Origin of the sequence: Nonomuraea fastidiosa, assembly GCF_042751225.1 — a bacterium.
In the GTDB taxonomy this organism is placed as follows: domain Bacteria; phylum Actinomycetota; class Actinomycetes; order Streptosporangiales; family Streptosporangiaceae; genus Nonomuraea; species Nonomuraea fastidiosa.
In genome coordinates this window covers 5,400,035-5,414,792 of the sequence record NZ_CP170570.1, presented here as the reverse complement: position 1 = coordinate 5,414,792, position 14,758 = coordinate 5,400,035, and the positions used below count along the sequence as shown (strand labels likewise).

The 14,758-nt window shown below is 72.6% G+C and carries 15 protein-coding genes; 9 read left to right on the top strand and 6 right to left on the bottom strand.

Annotation, left to right across the window (positions count from 1 at the left end):
• Positions 1-7 precede the first annotated feature (7 nt).
• The 4 genes from ACFMQL_RS25135 to ACFMQL_RS25120 form a co-directional block, all read right to left on the bottom strand.
• Positions 8-727, bottom strand: coding sequence for a cupin domain-containing protein (locus ACFMQL_RS25135; RefSeq protein WP_364056407.1), 720 nt, complete (start codon positions 725-727; stop codon positions 8-10).
• Positions 724-1,626: a PmoA family protein gene (locus ACFMQL_RS25130; RefSeq protein ID WP_364056410.1), complete on the bottom strand. Its 903-nt coding sequence runs from the start codon at positions 1,624-1,626 to the stop codon at positions 724-726. The genes ACFMQL_RS25135 and ACFMQL_RS25130 overlap by 4 nt, the downstream gene beginning before the upstream one ends.
• On the bottom strand, positions 1,623-2,714 hold the full coding sequence (locus ACFMQL_RS25125) for a Gfo/Idh/MocA family oxidoreductase (protein WP_364056413.1): 1,092 nt from the start codon (positions 2,712-2,714) through the stop codon (positions 1,623-1,625). The genes ACFMQL_RS25130 and ACFMQL_RS25125 overlap by 4 nt, the downstream gene beginning before the upstream one ends.
• A gap of 226 nt (positions 2,715-2,940) precedes the next feature.
• On the bottom strand, positions 2,941-3,972 hold the full coding sequence (locus ACFMQL_RS25120; protein ID WP_364056416.1) for a LacI family DNA-binding transcriptional regulator: 1,032 nt from the start codon (positions 3,970-3,972) through the stop codon (positions 2,941-2,943).
• Between the two features lie 131 nt (positions 3,973-4,103).
• Here ACFMQL_RS25120 and ACFMQL_RS25115 point away from each other — a divergent pair, with 131 nt between their 5' ends.
• Positions 4,104-5,381 (top strand): serine hydrolase domain-containing protein, encoded by a 1,278-nt coding sequence (locus ACFMQL_RS25115; RefSeq protein WP_364056419.1) that lies wholly within the window; start codon positions 4,104-4,106, stop codon positions 5,379-5,381.
• Positions 5,382-5,644: 263 nt separating this feature from the next.
• Here the strand turns inward: ACFMQL_RS25115 and ACFMQL_RS25110 are convergent, their stop codons facing one another.
• Together ACFMQL_RS25110 and ACFMQL_RS25105 are read right to left on the bottom strand one after the other, a co-directional pair.
• Positions 5,645-6,181, bottom strand: coding sequence for an NAD(P)H-dependent oxidoreductase (locus ACFMQL_RS25110; RefSeq protein ID WP_364056422.1), 537 nt, complete (start codon positions 6,179-6,181; stop codon positions 5,645-5,647).
• Positions 6,178-7,092, bottom strand: coding sequence for an ABC transporter ATP-binding protein (locus tag ACFMQL_RS25105; RefSeq protein ID WP_378787289.1), 915 nt, complete (start codon positions 7,090-7,092; stop codon positions 6,178-6,180). The genes ACFMQL_RS25110 and ACFMQL_RS25105 overlap by 4 nt, the downstream gene beginning before the upstream one ends.
• Positions 7,093-7,244: 152 nt before the next feature.
• Between ACFMQL_RS25105 and ACFMQL_RS25100 the strand changes: the two genes are divergently transcribed.
• From ACFMQL_RS25100 to ACFMQL_RS25065, 8 genes are all read left to right on the top strand, one after another.
• A complete protein-coding gene (locus ACFMQL_RS25100; protein WP_364056431.1) occupies positions 7,245-7,577 on the top strand; it encodes a putative quinol monooxygenase in 333 nt (110 codons plus the stop codon).
• Positions 7,578-8,078: 501 nt separating this feature from the next.
• Complete coding sequence (locus tag ACFMQL_RS25095; protein WP_364056433.1) at positions 8,079-9,323, top strand: ROK family protein; 1,245 nt, start codon at positions 8,079-8,081, stop codon at positions 9,321-9,323.
• A gap of 19 nt (positions 9,324-9,342) precedes the next feature.
• A complete protein-coding gene (locus tag ACFMQL_RS25090; protein WP_364056436.1) occupies positions 9,343-10,152 on the top strand; it encodes an ABC transporter permease in 810 nt (269 codons plus the stop codon).
• Positions 10,149-10,928, top strand: coding sequence for an ABC transporter ATP-binding protein (locus tag ACFMQL_RS25085; RefSeq protein WP_378787286.1), 780 nt, complete (start codon positions 10,149-10,151; stop codon positions 10,926-10,928). Before ACFMQL_RS25090 ends, ACFMQL_RS25085 begins: the two co-directional genes overlap by 4 nt.
• 43 nt (positions 10,929-10,971) lie before the next feature.
• On the top strand, positions 10,972-11,940 hold the full coding sequence (locus ACFMQL_RS25080; RefSeq protein ID WP_364056442.1) for an aliphatic sulfonate ABC transporter substrate-binding protein: 969 nt from the start codon (positions 10,972-10,974) through the stop codon (positions 11,938-11,940).
• Positions 11,937-13,406, top strand: coding sequence for a sulfatase-like hydrolase/transferase (locus ACFMQL_RS25075; RefSeq protein ID WP_364056445.1), 1,470 nt, complete (start codon positions 11,937-11,939; stop codon positions 13,404-13,406). The genes ACFMQL_RS25080 and ACFMQL_RS25075 overlap by 4 nt, the downstream gene beginning before the upstream one ends.
• Positions 13,407-13,527: 121 nt before the next feature.
• Positions 13,528-14,448: a hypothetical protein gene (locus ACFMQL_RS25070; RefSeq protein ID WP_378787284.1), complete on the top strand. Its 921-nt coding sequence runs from the start codon at positions 13,528-13,530 to the stop codon at positions 14,446-14,448.
• A 3-nt stretch (positions 14,449-14,451) separates the two neighbouring features.
• Entirely contained in the window at positions 14,452-14,745 is a 294-nt protein-coding gene (locus tag ACFMQL_RS25065) for a hypothetical protein (RefSeq protein ID WP_378787282.1), read from the top strand.
• Positions 14,746-14,758 lie beyond the last annotated feature (13 nt).

Sequence of the window (14,758 nt, the reverse complement as noted above, 5' to 3'; positions counted from 1 at the left end):
TCACCGCTCACGCCCGGGTGCGGACGACGGGGTGGGTGACGTCGTGGGCGCGCAGGTGGCCGCACATGCCCCACCGCTCCTCCGCGGGCGACTCCATGAGCGCCGCGTCCATCAGGTGACCGCCGTCGCCGCGCTCCAGGGCGTCGAGCACGGCGGAGGTGCGGCGGGTCTCCTCGGCGACCGTACGCTCCCAGATGCCCCGCCACTCCCCCACCCGGCCGCGGACGAGCGCGACCGCGCTGTCGTAGAAGGCGCGCAGCGCGCCGGGCCCGCCGTCCACGAGCCGCAGGAACCCCTCGACGGCCAGCTCCCTGCGGCGGCGCACCGCCTCCTCGACATCGGTGGCGGGCAGCGTGGCGGCCTCGCGGTAGCGGTCAGGGTCGGCCACGACGTCCGGTGGGAACGTCATGACCGCGTCCCCCGCCTCCGGCAGCCCCGCGTTGGACATCACGACCACCACCTCCAGGCCGCCCCTGTTGACGGCGCGGTGGATGGTGCCGGGCGTGAACCACACGGTGGTGCCGGGACGCAGCTCGGTCTCGCGCAGGCCGCGCGCGTCCAGCGTCTGCAGCGCGCCCTCGCCGCCGATCACCACGTACGCCTCCGTGGAGGCGGTGTGCAGGTGCGGCGTGCCGCCCTCCAGGCCGTCGGCGCAGGCGTTGCCGGAGTAGACCGACAGGCGGCTGACCGACGTGCCGCCGGGGAAGGCCCCGGGAGCGGCGGTCATCGCAGCGCCTCCCTCCCCCGCGCGGCGAGCTCGGCCGTGCCGTCCTCGCCCCGGTCGCCGTCGGCGATGACGACCGCGTACCGGAAGCGCAGGCTCTGCCCGTCGGGCAGCGGCACCTCCTCGCTGAAGAACGGCGCGGGGCACAAGCAGGCGAAGTACTCGGAGCGGGCGAACCACTGCGGCGGATGCTGCGGGTTGGCGGTGTCGTCCACCATGACGATCGTGGACCACTCGCCGGTCTCGTCGTGCCGGCCGCGGAAGCCGAACCACTCGGCGCGCTCGCCGCGCAGCTCGTCGCCGCCCGCCTTGCCGGGCGACTGGATGATGCCGCCGGTGAACGAGCGGGGACCGCGCCAGAACAGGCCGCCGTAGCCGGCGTTCTCGCGGCCCTTGGTGGTCGGGGAGCCGAAGTCGAGCGTGGCGCCGGAGACGTTCGTCATCGTGGTCTCGAAGACCAGCGTCCAGGCGTCGCCGTCCACCACGGACGCGCTCAGCGCGCGCTCCTCCTCGATGATGGGCGCGCCGGCCTGGGAGGTCCAGCCGAGCGTGTGGGCGATCTCGACCCGGCCGCCGTCGGCCGTGAGCTTCGTCATCTCGCGGTGGACGGCGCTGCCGTTGTTGTCGAGCTGGACGTAGCGCCCGTCGGTGAACGTCGGGCCGCCCCAGAAGTTGTGCTCGCCCACGTGCGGCAGCGACCAGGCGATGCCCTTGTGCCAGACGTGGTCGTGCGGCCGGTAGAGCGACACGAGCGCGCCGCCGAGCGTGCGGACCGGGTGCAGGTACGGCTTGGGCGACTCCAGCACCGGCGTGTCCGGGCGGTAGACGTAGGTGAACAGCTCGACGTCGCCCGCCGTGACCGCGACGGACCTGCCGAGGGTGTGGGTGGCCTGCAAGTTCACTGGTTCCTCCAAGGTGCGCCCGTGCCGTCCATCCTGCGGGCGAAGGGGTTGTCTGCGGTGATCTGCCCGGCCCGTACCCGCTCGCCGGTGAAGGCGGAGGCGTACAGCGCGGCGATGAACTCCATCGTGCGGCGGGCGTCCTCGGTGGTGACCGGCGGCTTCTCGCCCCGGTCGAGCGCGTCGAGCACGGCCGCGAACCAGCCGCTGTGCCCGCTCGAACCCTCGGTGCGGTCGGACTCCCACACCGTCTTGATCTCTTCGTGGGCGGGCGCCGGGGTGACCGTCCAGTCGTCGTCGGTGTAGCCGTACAGGTGCTCGACCTCGATGGTTGCGTGCTCGTAGTCGAAGCGCAGCACGGAGGTCTCGCGCGGCGACAGCACCGAGTTCACGACGGTGGCCATGGCGCCGTTCCCGAACGTCACGAGCGCCATCGACACGTCCTCGGTCTCCACCGGGCGGGCCTGGCGGGCGGCCATGGCGGTGACCTCGGTCCACGGGCCGAGCACCGACAGCAGCAGGTCGAACTGGTGGATGCCGTGCCCCATGGTGGGGCCGCCGCCCTCCGACTCCCAGGTGCCGCGCCACGGGACCGCGTAGTAGTCCTCGCCCCGATACCACTGGGTCAGGCAGGTGGCCACCAGCGGGCGGCCCAGGTCTCCGGCGTCCGCCAGGCGGCGCAGCCGGGCCGCGCCCGCGCCGAAGCGGTGCTGGAGCACGGTCGCGACGTGCGCGCCTGTGCGCTTCTCGGCCTCGATCAGCTGGTCGAACTCGGCGAGTGAGAGCGTCGGCGGCTTCTCCACCAGGGCGGTCACCCCGGCCTCCAGGCAGGCCAGTGCGAGCGGGGCGTGGAGCTGGGGCGGCGTGCACAGGTGCGCGACGTCGAGCTCCTGCTCGCGCAGCAGCTCCTCGGCGTCGGTGTAGGCGTGGGGGACTCCGTACTTGTCGGCGAACTCGCGGGCCCGGCCGGCGTCCACGTCGGCCACGGCGACGAGCTCCGCCCGTCCTCCGGAGTTCTGCACGGCCCTGGCGTGGGCATGGGCGATCCCTCCGGTGCCGATGATCGCGGCCCGGTACTGCTGTCGAGACATGTGTTCCTTCGTCCGGGGGTCGGTCGCGCGCCGCCGGGGAACGGCGCGGTCGCTTTCGGCCGGCGGCCCTGCCGGGAGCGCTCGTGTGGCCGGCACGGCCGTGATGGGAAAACGTATTCCGCAGTCTGCCCCGGCTGTCACAGGAGCGTCAAGAGTGGACATTCGGGACACCGGTACGTATTCGCCGCGCGTCGGCGGCGCGGGCGACGAGGCGGGCCCGGGAGGGTCAGCGGCGGGGGCGGGTGGTGGCGCGGGCGACGAGGCGGCCGGTCAGGCGGACGTGCCGGATCGGGCCGGGATCGGCCAGGGCGAAGCGGATCGCCCGCGCGCCCGCCTCGGCGAGCGGCAGCGCCACGGTGGTCAGCGGCGGCGTGACGTCGCGGGCGAGCGGGATGTCGTCCACGCCCGTCACGGACACGTCGCCGGGCACGTCGATCCCGGCCTCCCGGAAGCCGGAGAGGGCGCCGATGGCGATGGTGTCGTTGACCGCGAGCACGGCCTCCCGCCCGTCCATCCCGGCGGCGGCCAGCTCGCGCGCCGCCGCGAAGCCGCCGTCCCTGCTGACCGGGCAGGGCACGATGAGGATGTCGCGCTCGCGTACACCGCCCGCGGTGAGCCCGGCGACGCAGCCCGCCGTGCGATCGGCCAGGTTCCGCATGCCGGGCGTGCCGGCGAGGATCGCCACCCGCCGGTGCCCGAGACCGGCCACGTACTCCCCCGCGCTCCGCCCGGTGCCGTGGTTGTCGAAGCCGATCGCGTCGAACGGCAGGTCGGTGTCGCCGAAGATCACCGCCCGGCCGCCGTCCCGCTTGTACGACAGCAGCTCCTCGGCCAGCCGGTCGCCGGGCGCGCTCGCGAGGTACCGGTTGGAGGTGACGACGAGCGCCCGTGGCCGCAGCGCCCGCAGCACGCGCACGGTCTCGGCCTGCCGCTCGGCGTCGCCCATGGTGGCGGAGACGGTGACGAACGCGCCTGCCGTGCTGGCCTCCCGCTCCATGGCGGCCACCACCATGCCCATCGACGGCGTGGTCAGGTCGTCGGCGACCAGCGCGATGGAGTCGCCCGCCCTGCGCATGGCCCTGGCGGCGGCGTCGGCGGTGTAGCGCAGGGCCTTCGCGGCGGCCAGGACGCGGGCCTCGTACTCGGGTGCGACCTTCCTGGTGCTGCCGCTGAGCACGCGGGAGGCGGTGGAGATCGACACGCCCGCGGCGGCGGCCACGTCGTGCAGCGTGACCGTGGGCCGCGCCGCGTGGGGCATCCGCGATCGTCCTCTCGTGGGCTTCGGGCAGGGATTGCAGCGTACTGTCCCGGCGCATATGACGCGTGTCATACGGACCTCGTGACACCGGCGACTGCCCTGAAGGGGCCGCTTTCGATCATGCTGGCGGCATGACGATGCGACAGTTGAGAAAGACCGCCGTCCGCCGCGCCGCCGCCGTCGCGATGTCGCTCGGCGTCCTGGTCGCCGCAACGCCCGCCCAGGCGGCCGAGGCCGGGTCCGGCACCGGGCTCGACCGGCAGGCTCTGCGCCAGGCGCTCGGCGCCGTGCACGAGGCCGGCATGTACGGCATCTACAGCGCGGTACGCGACGGCGCCAAGAGCTGGCAGGGCGCCTCCGGCGTGGCCGACGTGCGGACGAACCGCCCGGTCACCTCCGGCATGGTGCACCGCGTGGGCAGCATCACCAAGACGTTCACCGCCGTCGCCCTGCTCCAGCAGGTCGCGCGCGGCACGGTCGAGCTGGACGCCCCGATCGGCCGCTACCTGCCCGACGTGGTGCCGGGCGAGCGCGGGCAGCGGATCACCGTACGGATGCTGCTCAACCACACCAGCCACATCGCCGACTTCGTCGGCCCCGCGTTCCCCTCGCTGTACGAGGGCTCGCCGCAGAGCCTCGACGACAACCGCTTCCGCCGCTTCACCCGCCTGGAGGTCGCCAGGCTCGGCCTCGACGCCCCGGCGACGGGCGAGCCCGGGTCCACGCCCGGCGTCTACTCGAACACGAACTACGTGCTCGCCGGCATGATCCTGCAGAAGGTCACGGGCATGGAGCCCGAGGAGTACATCACGCGCCACGTGATCCGTAAGGCGGGCCTGCGGCACACGTCGTTCCCGCGCACGCCGTTCATCCCCGGCCCGCACTCCAAGGCGTACGAGTCGCTGTTCGGCTTGATCGACCCGCCGCGCGACTACAGCGTCTACGAGGTGTCGTTCCTCAACACGGCCGGGGCGCTCACGTCCACGATGGACGACCTCAACCGCTTCTACCGCGCGCTGCTGCGCGGCGAACTGATCGGTCCCGCCGAGCTGGCGGAGATGCGGAAGACGGTGCCGGTGGCGGCCGGCGGGCTGCTGGACTACGGGCTCGGCATCTACGCCTACGACCTGCCGTGCGGCCGGTTCTGGGGGCACAGCGGCAGCGTGTTCGGCATGGCCACGGAGTCGCTGACCAGCGAGGACGGCAAGCGCCAGGTCTCGATGGGCGTCAACAGGACGAAGTACCAGACCGTGGACGAGAACGGCCAGGTGGTGCCGCACGCGATCGACTACGCCAGCCTGGAGTACCTGCTGCGCGCGGCGTGCGGCACCGGCGGGAACGCGCAGGCCAGGGCGGCGGCGCCGCAGTTCGTCCCGTTCGCGGTGGATCAGGTGCGGGTCAAGCGCTGAGGTGTGGCGCGCGGCACGTTCGTTGTGCGGATTCCTGCGCAGTCGATCCGGTACGTCCTCAGGGCCTGCCAAGATCTTGTCAAGGCGGAGAGATCAGCGTATGAACGCCCGGCTCCGTCCCGGCGGCCCCCCACACCGCCGGGACGGAGCGTTCACGCGGCGGGTCACCTTGGGTGGCGACCCGATGTGAGCGGCGGCGGCACTGCTGCTCTTTCCACGGACCCGGCCGCCGCCGCGGTCTGACGCGCCCTCGCGAACGCCGCTCAGGCGGGGGTGTCGATGCGCGAGCCGACCTGGGGGGCGATCTGCGGGGCGACGCGCTCCGCCCAGGCCGCGAGCACCTCGTCCAGCTTCGGCAGGTCCGCCTCGAGCACGGCCAGCCCCGGCGTGGGGACGGTCGCGCCCAGCTCCACCAGCAGCGGCCGCAGGTGCACCTCGACCGCGAGCGCGTGCCGGGCGTCGCCCATGACGAGCAGCGGCAGCGCCGGCTTCCCGGCCAGCGCGTTCGGCGGCAGCCGGTCGAGGAACGCTTTGAGCAGCCCGGTGTAGGTGCCCTTGTAGGTGGGGCTGGCCACGACCAGTACGCTCGCCTCGGCCACCTGCTCCAGCGCGACCTCCACGCCGCTGGACGCGCCGGGCCCGAACAGCTGCGGCCCGAGCGCCGACAGGTCGATCACCTCGTACGAGTCCGCCGCCGCGAGCCCGTCGATGCGCTGCCCGACGGCCTTGGCGGCCTCGACGGCCACGGTCAAGGTGCGGGATCCGCTCCGGGGGTTGCCCACCAGGACGACGACGCTCATCGGATCACCGCCGCGATGACGCGAAGCAGGCCGCCGCGCACCTGTGGCTCCGGCCGTCGTTCCTCGTCGCTCACCCAGTCCTCCTCGGCCTCGTCGTCGGGCAGGTCGTACCAGTGGACGTCGCCGTCGCGCTCGTCCAGTCGTGTCGTGTCAGCCATGCGCGGCCGCCACCCTTCGTTCCCTGGCCGCCGCGACCTCACCGCGCAGCAGGCTCCACACGTGCCGGCGGCCGCACGCCGCCGGCCGGGCCCGCGGGGTCTCCCCGGCGGGCCGGCGTCCACGATCTCTCTGATGCGGCCCGGCGCCGCCGTCATCACCGCGACCCGACGCCCCAGCCTGACGGCCTCGTCGAGGTCGTGGGTGATGAGCAGCACGGTCTTGCCGGTCCTCCGCCAGACGCGGACGAGCTCTGCGCCGAGGCGGGCGCGGTCGCGCGCCTCCAGCCCGGCGAACGGCTCGTCCAGCAGCAACACGCCCGGGTCGAAGGCGAGGCTGCGGGCGAGGGCGACGAGCTGCCGGTCCGCGAGAGACAGCTCGTACGGATAACGCTCCTCGGCCCCGGCCAGCCCCACCAGCTCGAGCAGCTCGCGGGCCCGCCGGTCGCGCGCCCGCCCGGGCACGCCGCGGGCCTCGAGCCCGAACTCCACGTTGGCCCGCGCGCTGCGCCACGGGAACAGCCCGTGCTGCTGGACGACCACGCCGCGCTCCAGCGCGGGCCCGGTGACGGGGACGCCGCCGATGAGCACCTGCCCACGGGTGGGCCGGACGAGCCCCGCGACCAGCGCGAAGATGGTCGACTTGCCGCAGCCGCTGGGGCCGACGAGCGTGAGCAGCTCGCCGCCGGGCACGTCGAGATCGACGCCCGACAGCACCGTGACGGGGGCGGCGGGATCGCCGGCCTCCAGCGTCACGCCTCTCAAGCTGAGATGCGGGCCCTGACTCATGCGTATGAAGCTACGAGCCATCGCCCACAAAGTCAACATTTCCTACATGAGATGAAGACAATACTCCGCCGCTATCGTCAGCCATAGAGCCGCCTGACGATTCACATCGAGGGGTATCGATGATCTTCATTACCGCGAAGTTCCGCGTCCTGCCCGAGCACGCCGACGCCTGGCCGGACATCACCCGCGAGTTCACCGAGGCCACGCGGGCGGAGCCCGGCTGCCTGTGGTTCGACTGGTCGCGCAGCCTCGACGACCCGAACGAGTACGTGCTGGTGGAGGCGTTCAGGGACGACGCGGCCGGGGCCGCCCACGTCCAGTCGGAGCACTTCAAGAAGGCTCAGCAGACGCTCCCGCCGCACCTGGCGGAGACTCCGCGCATCGTGAACACCACCATCCCCCAGGACGACTGGTCCGAGCTGGGCGAGATGGCCGTCAAGAAGGGCGCCTGACCCGCCGCGCTCCCCTTCGCCGCCCCCTGCCGCCACTCTGCGGCCAGGGGGCGGCGCCATGCGGGGGCGACGCCATGCGGGGGCGACGCCATGCGGGGGGGCGACGCCATGCGGGGGGGCGACGCCGCGCCGGGGACGGCGCCACGCCGGGGACGGCGCCACGCCAGGGACGGCGTCGTGCCGGGCGGGCGTGCGACCGGCGAACAGGGGCGCATGCCGGACGGCGCGACGCCGGCGCGACACGCACAGCACCACCGCGCCGGAACAGCCCCGCAGAGCCGCGCACCGTTGAAGTGACAACGCAGGGCGCGATCGATCGCCGGACGGCGGCCTCACCGACGGTGCGCGTCCACACCCGGCGGCAGGCCGTTACGCGAACGTTACGACCGCCCGGGCAACCCCTCGCAGCAGCGTCATCCCAGCTCAGAGCTCACATCGCGGCACGCGCTTCTTTTTTCCGGATTATTGACGAAAAACGGGACGCCTCGGCAGACTCTCCGCATGGCACCACCCAGTGGCCCTCTGTCGCAACTGCGGCGCGGGCACGAAGAGCTCGTGCTCGGCCTGCTGCGCAAGCACGGCCCCCTCAGCCGGGGCGAGCTGGGCAAGCGCTGCGGGCTGTCCAGGACGACCCTGTACGACATCCTCGCCGAGCTGGTCGCGAGCGGCGCCGTGGTCACCGCGTCCCCGCAGGAAGCGCCGCGCGGCCGCGGCAGACCCGCCGAGACGCTGACCCTCAACCCCGACGCCGGCCAGGCCATCGGCATCGACTTCGCCAGGGGCGGCCTGCACGTCGCGGCCGTCAACCTGGCGCACGAGATCGTCGGCTCCGCGAGCGAGCCGCACGACGCCGACCTGCCGTGGGAGCGGCGGGTCGAGCTGGCCGAGCGGCTCATCGGCTCGCTCACCGGCACCGGCTCGGGAGCGCTGCGGCTCGGGGCGCTCGACGCGATCGGCGTCGGCGTGGTCGGCGCCCAGGTCGAGGGCCCCACAGCCGAGGAAGCGGACGGCCGGGAAGGCGGCGGCGCGCCGGCCACCGGGGAGAGAGCGCCGCATCCCGCTCAGGTGCTGCTGCGCGAGCGGTTCGGCGTCCCGGTGCTGCTCGACAACAACACCAGGCTGGCCGCGCTCGGTGAGGCCATCTGGGGCGCGGCCGCGGGCGGCCAGGACGTGCTCTACCTGCGGCTGTCTCACGGCGTCGGCGGCGGGCTGGTGGTCGGCGGCTCGCTGCACCGCGGCGCGTACGGGCTGTCGGGCGAGCTCGGCCACATCACGGTCGAGCCCGGCGGCGCGCCCTGCGGCTGCGGCGGCAGAGGCTGCCTGGAGACCGTCGCCTCCATCAAAGCCGTGCTCGACGCCTACCGCGCCTCCGGCGGACAGGCCGGGGACGTGCGCGAGCTGGTCACAGCGGTGGAGGCCGGCGACCCGGGAGCGCTGGCCGTGCTCGAGCGGGCAGGCGGCAAGATCGGCGAGGTGCTGGCCGCCGTCTGCAACGCGATCGGCCCCAGCGTCATCGTGATCGGCGGCGAGCTGATCGAGACCGGCGCCGCGCTGGTCGGGCCGATCGAGCGGGCGCTGCACGACCACATCATGCCGGTCTCCCGCCACCGGGTGAGCCTGCGTCTCGCCACGCTCGGCGAGGCCGCGGGCGCCCTCGGCGGCATCGCCCTGGTGCTGCACGAATCTCCCCTGCTCTCCCGCTATCCGGCCGGGCCTGATCTCGCGGAGAGGCTCACTTCACCATGACGCAATCGAGGCACCACCCATGACCCAGCTCACCGCGACGGGCAAGGCGCAGGCGGCTCCGGCCGCGCGGCGTGGCCCCGGGCGCTCGCGGCGCGCCCTCGTACTCAACCTCGTCGCCGTCGTCGCCGGCCTGCTCGTCTGGACGGCGCTGGCCGGCTTCGGCGTGCAGGGACTGCCGAACCCGCTGGAGGTGGCGGGCAGGGCGGTCGAGCTGATCTCGGACGGCACGCTGGTGACCGACGCCCTGGCCAGCCTGCGCCGCGTCCTCATCGGTTTCCTGCTCGGCACGCTGCTCGCCATCCCCGTCGGCTTCCTCATGGGCTGGTACGCCACCGCGCGCGGCCTGCTGGAGCCGTACGTGCAGTTCTTCAGGACGATCCCGCCGCTGGCGATCATCCCGCTGGCCATCGTGCTCATGGGCATCGACGAGCGGCCGAAGATCTTCGTCATCTTCCTCGCGGCGTTCCTGTCGAGCGTGGTCTCGACGTTCCAGGGCGTGGTGGGCGTGGACCGGACGCTGATCAACGCCGCCCGCGTGCTCGGCGCGTCCGACCGCACCATCTTCCTCAGGGTCGTGGTGCCGGCCTCGACGCCGTTCATCCTGGTCGGGATGCGGGTCGGGCTCGGCGCGGCCTGGGGCACGCTGGTCGCCGCCGAGCTGATCGCCGCGCAGGAGGGCCTGGGCTTCCGGATGCAGCAGGCGCAGCTCTACTACGACCTGTCCACGATCTTCGTGGGCCTGATCACCATCGGCGTGCTCGGCCTGCTGATGGACCGCCTGCTGCTGCTCGCCGAGCGCCGCCTCACCGACTGGCAGGAGCGCCGATGAACAACAAGATCTCGTTCAGGGACGTCGTCAAGACGTACCCGATGAAGGACGGCGTCTTCACCGCGCTGGACCACGTGTCGCTGGACATCGCCGACCGCGAGTTCGTCACCGTCGTCGGGCCGTCGGGCTGCGGCAAGAGCACGCTGATGAGCATGGCGGCCGGGCTGGTGGAGCCGACCGGCGGCGAGGTGCTGGTGGACGGCCGCCCGGTGACCGGGCCCGGCCCCGACCGCGGAGTGATCTTCCAGCAGTACGCGCTGTTCCCGTGGCTGACCGTGCGCAAGAACGTCGAGTTCGGGCTGAAGCTCAAGGGCCTGCCCGCCGGCGAGCGCGCCCGCCGGGCCCAGCAGGCGATCGAGCTGGTCGGCCTGGCCGACTTCGCCGACGCGCTGCCCAAGACGCTGTCGGGCGGCATGAAGCAGCGCTGCGCGATCGCCCGCGCGTACGCGGTGGACCCGCAGGTGCTGCTCATGGACGAGCCGTTCGGCGCGCTCGACGCGCTGACCAGGGTGCGGCTTCAGGACCGGCTCCTTTCCACCTGGAGCAGGGAGCAGCGCACGGTCATGTTCATCACCCACGACGTGGACGAGGCCGTCTACCTGGCCAGCCGGGTGATCGTCATGGCCGCCAGGCCCGGCCGCATCCAGCAGGTCATCGACGTCGACCTGCCGTACCCGAGGACCGAGGAGATGCGGCTCTCCCCCGAGTTCGGGCGCATCCGCAACGAGGTCTGGCACGCCGTCTACCGCCAGGCGCCCGCCGCGCCGGCGGCCTGAACCCCCTAGACGAGAAAGCTCGAGAAAGAAGGACTGATCGGCCATGCGTCTGCTTCGCCGCGCCCTGACGGCCGCCACAGCCGTGACGATGCTGTCACTGTCCGTCACCGCCTGCTCCGGCGACGGTTCGACCGTCAGGTTCGGCTACATCAGCGACTACAACGGCGCCAGCCTGCTCGCCATCGCCGAGAAGCAGGGCCTGTGGGACAAGCAGGGGCTCACCCCCGAGATCAAGGTGTTCACCAACGGGCCGCTGCAGATCCAGGCGCTCGGCGCGGGCGACCTCGACTTCGGCTACATCGGCCCCGGCGCGATGTGGCTGCCCGCCTCGGGCAAGGCCAAGGTCGTCGCGATCAACACGCTCGCGTACGCCGACCGCGTCATCGGCCGCCCCGGTATCACGTCGATCCAGGACCTCAAGGGCAAGAAGGTCGGCGTGCCGGAGGGCACCTCCGGCGACATGGTGCTCAACCTGGCGCTGCAGAAGGCCGGCATGTCGGTCAAGGATCTCCAGAAGGTGCCGATGGACCCGGCGACGGTCGTCTCGGCGTTCGCGTCCGGGCAGATCGACGGGGCCGGCATCTGGTACCCGCTGATCGACAACATCAAGCAGCAGGTGCCGGACATGGTGGAGCTCGCCAGCACCAGGCAGTGGCCGGACAGCTCGTTCCCCACCGCGTTCGTCGGCGCGCCGGACGCGGACGAGGAGCTCACCACCAAGGTGATCAAGGTGCTGCAGGAGGCCAACGACTGGCGGGCGGCCCACCCCGACGAGGCCGTCGCCGAGGCCGCCAGGCTGCTCAAGCTCGACCCGGCCAAGGTCAAGGCCGACGCGGCCAACGTCCAGACGATGACCACCGAGGACCTGGTCGCCAAGACCAAGGACGGCACGGTGGCCAAGTGGCTGAACAGCCTCGGCGACTTCTTCGTCAGCACGGGCCAGCTCACGTCCAAGCCCGACCCCTCCGCGTACTACACCGGCGATCTCTACACGAAGGCCTTCACGAAGTGAACCTGCTGTTCCTGATGACCGACCAGCACCGCGTCGACACCCTGGGCTGCTACGGCAATCCGCACGTCGCCACGCCCAACCTCGACCGGCTGGCCGCGAGCGGCACCCGCTTCGACCGGTTCTACACGCCCACCGCCATCTGCACGCCCGCGCGGGCCAGCCTGCTCACCGGGCAGGCGCCGTTCCGGCACCGGCTGCTGGCGAACTACGAGCGCAACGTCGGTTACCTGGAGGACCTGCGCGAGGACGCCTTCACCTTCCCCGAGGCGCTCAAGGCGCGCGGCTACCGGCTCGGCCTCATCGGCAAGTGGCACGGCGGCACCCACCGCAACGCCGCCTCCTACGGCTTCGACGGGCCCGACCTGCCCGGCTGGCACAACCCCGTCGATCACCCCGACTACCTGGCCTACCTGGAGGAGCGGGGGCTGCCGCCGTACCGGATCTCCGACCTGATCCGCGGCACCACTCCGAACGGCAACCAGGGCAACCTGCTGGCCGCCCGGCTGCATCAGCCGGAAGAGGCCACGTTCGAGCACTACCTGGCCACCAGGGCGATCGAGCACATGGAGCGGTACGCCGCCGACGGGCGGCCGTTCTTCCTCGCCACCCACTTCTTCGGGCCGCACCTGCCGTACCTGCTGCCCGACGAGTACTTCGACATGTACGACCCCGACCTGGTGGAGCTGCCGCCGTCGATCGCCGAGACGTTCGAGGGCAAGCCGCCGGTGCAGCGCAACTACAGCGCGCACTGGACGTTCGACACGATCCCCATCGAGGTCACCCGCAAGCTCATCGCCGTCTACTGGGGGTACGTGACGCTGATCGACCGGCAGATCGGCCGCATCCTCGACCGCATGGACGAGCTGGGACTCACCGACCGCACCGCCGTCTTCTTCACCGCCGACCACGGCGAGTTCACCGGCGCCCACCGCCTGCACGACAAGGGCCCGGCCATGTACGAGGACATCTACCGCATCCCCGGCATCATCCGCGTCCCCGGGCAGCCGGCCCAGGTCAGGAACGAGTTCGTCACGCTGACCGACTGCACGGCGACCATCCTCGAATTGGCCGGCTGCGACACCGCGCCCGCCGTGGACAGCCGCAGCCTGCTCCCGCTCGTACGCGGCGAACACCCCGAGTGGCCCGCCGAGCTGCTGGCCGAGTTCCACGGCCACCACTTCCCTTACCCGCAGCGGATGATCCGCGACGACCGCTACAAGCTGATCGTCAACCCGGAGTCGGTCAACGAGCTGTACGACCTGGAGGCCGACCCGTACGAGCTGAGCAACCGCTACACGCACCCCGAGCTGGCGCCCGTGCGGCGGCGTCTCATGCGGCGGCTGTACGACCTGCTGCGGGAGCGGGGCGACAACTTCTATCACTGGATGACCCCGATGTACGACATCGGCGCCCTCGACTACGACCCGACGCTCAGCTCGTTCGAGAAGGAGGGCTCGACCGCCTGAGCGGAGCCGCTGTGCTCCCTGGCTCTGCCGACCGATTCCCGTTCCGGCAAACGCGTGTCGCGGAGCCCGGTTCGTGTGCTTGACTCCCGCCTTGGCACAACAGCACCGATTGGGAGAGTTCATGGGGGAGTTCGTGGGGATCGACCCCCGTGGCGCGCACGAGCTGATCCGCCGGATGGAGGCGGTCAAGGCGTACCTGAGCGGAACCCGGCCCGGCCTCGACGCGGCCATCGCCGAGGCGGGCCAGGACTGGGCGGGCCGCCAGGGCACCACCGCCATGCACCGCGCCTGGATGTTCCTCCACGAGTCCCAGCAGGACCTGACGTGGCGCATCGACACGGTCGAGCAGCTCGTGCCGGTGCGGGAACGCGGCATGCTGACCGCCACCTTCCCCTTCCCCTCCGAGCCGGACGCGCGGCAGGCGGCGGAGACCGCGGCCCAGGCGATCTCGGCCTCGGGCGATGGCGCGGCAGGGCCGCAGGCCGCCAGGGCCGTCGCGGCCATCGAGGGCGAGGCCGGTGACCCCGCCTACGCGGCGGCGCTGCTGGAGGCGCTCGGCCCGGAGGTGTTCACCCGGCTGCTCGAAGGGCTGCCCGGGGAACAGGGCAGGCCGCTGGCGCGGGCGTACGCGAGCGCCGAACGCACAGGACGGCTCGGCGACGCCTGGCACGAGCTGGTGGACACCGCGCCGTCCGCCGCACTGGCGGCGCTGGTCACGGGGGCCGAGCAGTCGGGCACGGTGCTCAACCGGGTCGCGCTGGCGCTGCTGAACCGCCCGCAGGACGCCTCGTGGAGCCCCCGCGACCTGCTCCAGCCGTACGCCGCCGACCCGCTGGCCTTCCAGCAGCTGCTGGCCGAGCATCCGCGCGAGTCGCGCACCCTGCTGAACGCCGCCACCGCCGACCCGGCCGCCGCTCAGGCGCTCGCCACCGCGCTGCACGAGGCGCTGCAGCCCGGCGCCGGGGCCGACGGGCTGCGCGAACGCGCCTGGACCACCGTCATCGGCACACCGGGCGGCCGGTCGGCGGCCGAGGGCGGCTGACCCATGGCCACCAGGCACCAGCTCCTTCGCGAGGCGGCCGACAAGGAGTCGCTGGCGGCCGCGTTCATGCGGTACGCCAGGGGCCTGGCGGGCGCGTTCGACGGCATCCCGGCGCGGCCCGCCGACTGCGAGTCGTACTGGAAAGGGCCGGCCGCCGAGCGTTACCTGACGCAGGTGGTCAGGCTCCGCCGCGAGCTGGCCGACCTGGAGGACTCCTGCCTGGCCACCGCCGACAATCTCCGCCGCCGCGCGGCGACCCTCCGCGCCACCGCCGCCACCATCCCCACCGACCCCTGACCCGCCGCACCAC

Excerpts from the sequence above, each read along its gene's own strand:
- ACFMQL_RS25125 (WP_364056413.1), bottom strand. The coding sequence starts at position 2,714 with ATGTCTCGACAGCAGTACCGGGCCGCGATCATCGGCACCGGAGGGATC.
- ACFMQL_RS25070 (WP_378787284.1), top strand. The coding sequence starts at position 13,528 with ATGGGGGAGTTCGTGGGGATCGACCCCCGTGGCGCGCACGAGCTGATC.
- ACFMQL_RS25135 (WP_364056407.1), bottom strand. The coding sequence starts at position 727 with ATGACCGCCGCTCCCGGGGCCTTCCCCGGCGGCACGTCGGTCAGCCGC.
- ACFMQL_RS25080 (WP_364056442.1), top strand. The coding sequence starts at position 10,972 with ATGCGTCTGCTTCGCCGCGCCCTGACGGCCGCCACAGCCGTGACGATG.
- ACFMQL_RS25115 (WP_364056419.1), top strand. The coding sequence starts at position 4,104 with ATGACGATGCGACAGTTGAGAAAGACCGCCGTCCGCCGCGCCGCCGCC.
- ACFMQL_RS25090 (WP_364056436.1), top strand. The coding sequence starts at position 9,343 with ATGACCCAGCTCACCGCGACGGGCAAGGCGCAGGCGGCTCCGGCCGCG.
- ACFMQL_RS25065 (WP_378787282.1), top strand. The coding sequence starts at position 14,452 with ATGGCCACCAGGCACCAGCTCCTTCGCGAGGCGGCCGACAAGGAGTCG.
- ACFMQL_RS25100 (WP_364056431.1), top strand. The coding sequence starts at position 7,245 with ATGATCTTCATTACCGCGAAGTTCCGCGTCCTGCCCGAGCACGCCGAC.
- ACFMQL_RS25085 (WP_378787286.1), top strand. The coding sequence starts at position 10,149 with ATGAACAACAAGATCTCGTTCAGGGACGTCGTCAAGACGTACCCGATG.
- ACFMQL_RS25120 (WP_364056416.1), bottom strand. The coding sequence starts at position 3,972 with ATGCCCCACGCGGCGCGGCCCACGGTCACGCTGCACGACGTGGCCGCC.
- ACFMQL_RS25110 (WP_364056422.1), bottom strand. The coding sequence starts at position 6,181 with ATGAGCGTCGTCGTCCTGGTGGGCAACCCCCGGAGCGGATCCCGCACC.
- ACFMQL_RS25095 (WP_364056433.1), top strand. The coding sequence starts at position 8,079 with ATGGCACCACCCAGTGGCCCTCTGTCGCAACTGCGGCGCGGGCACGAA.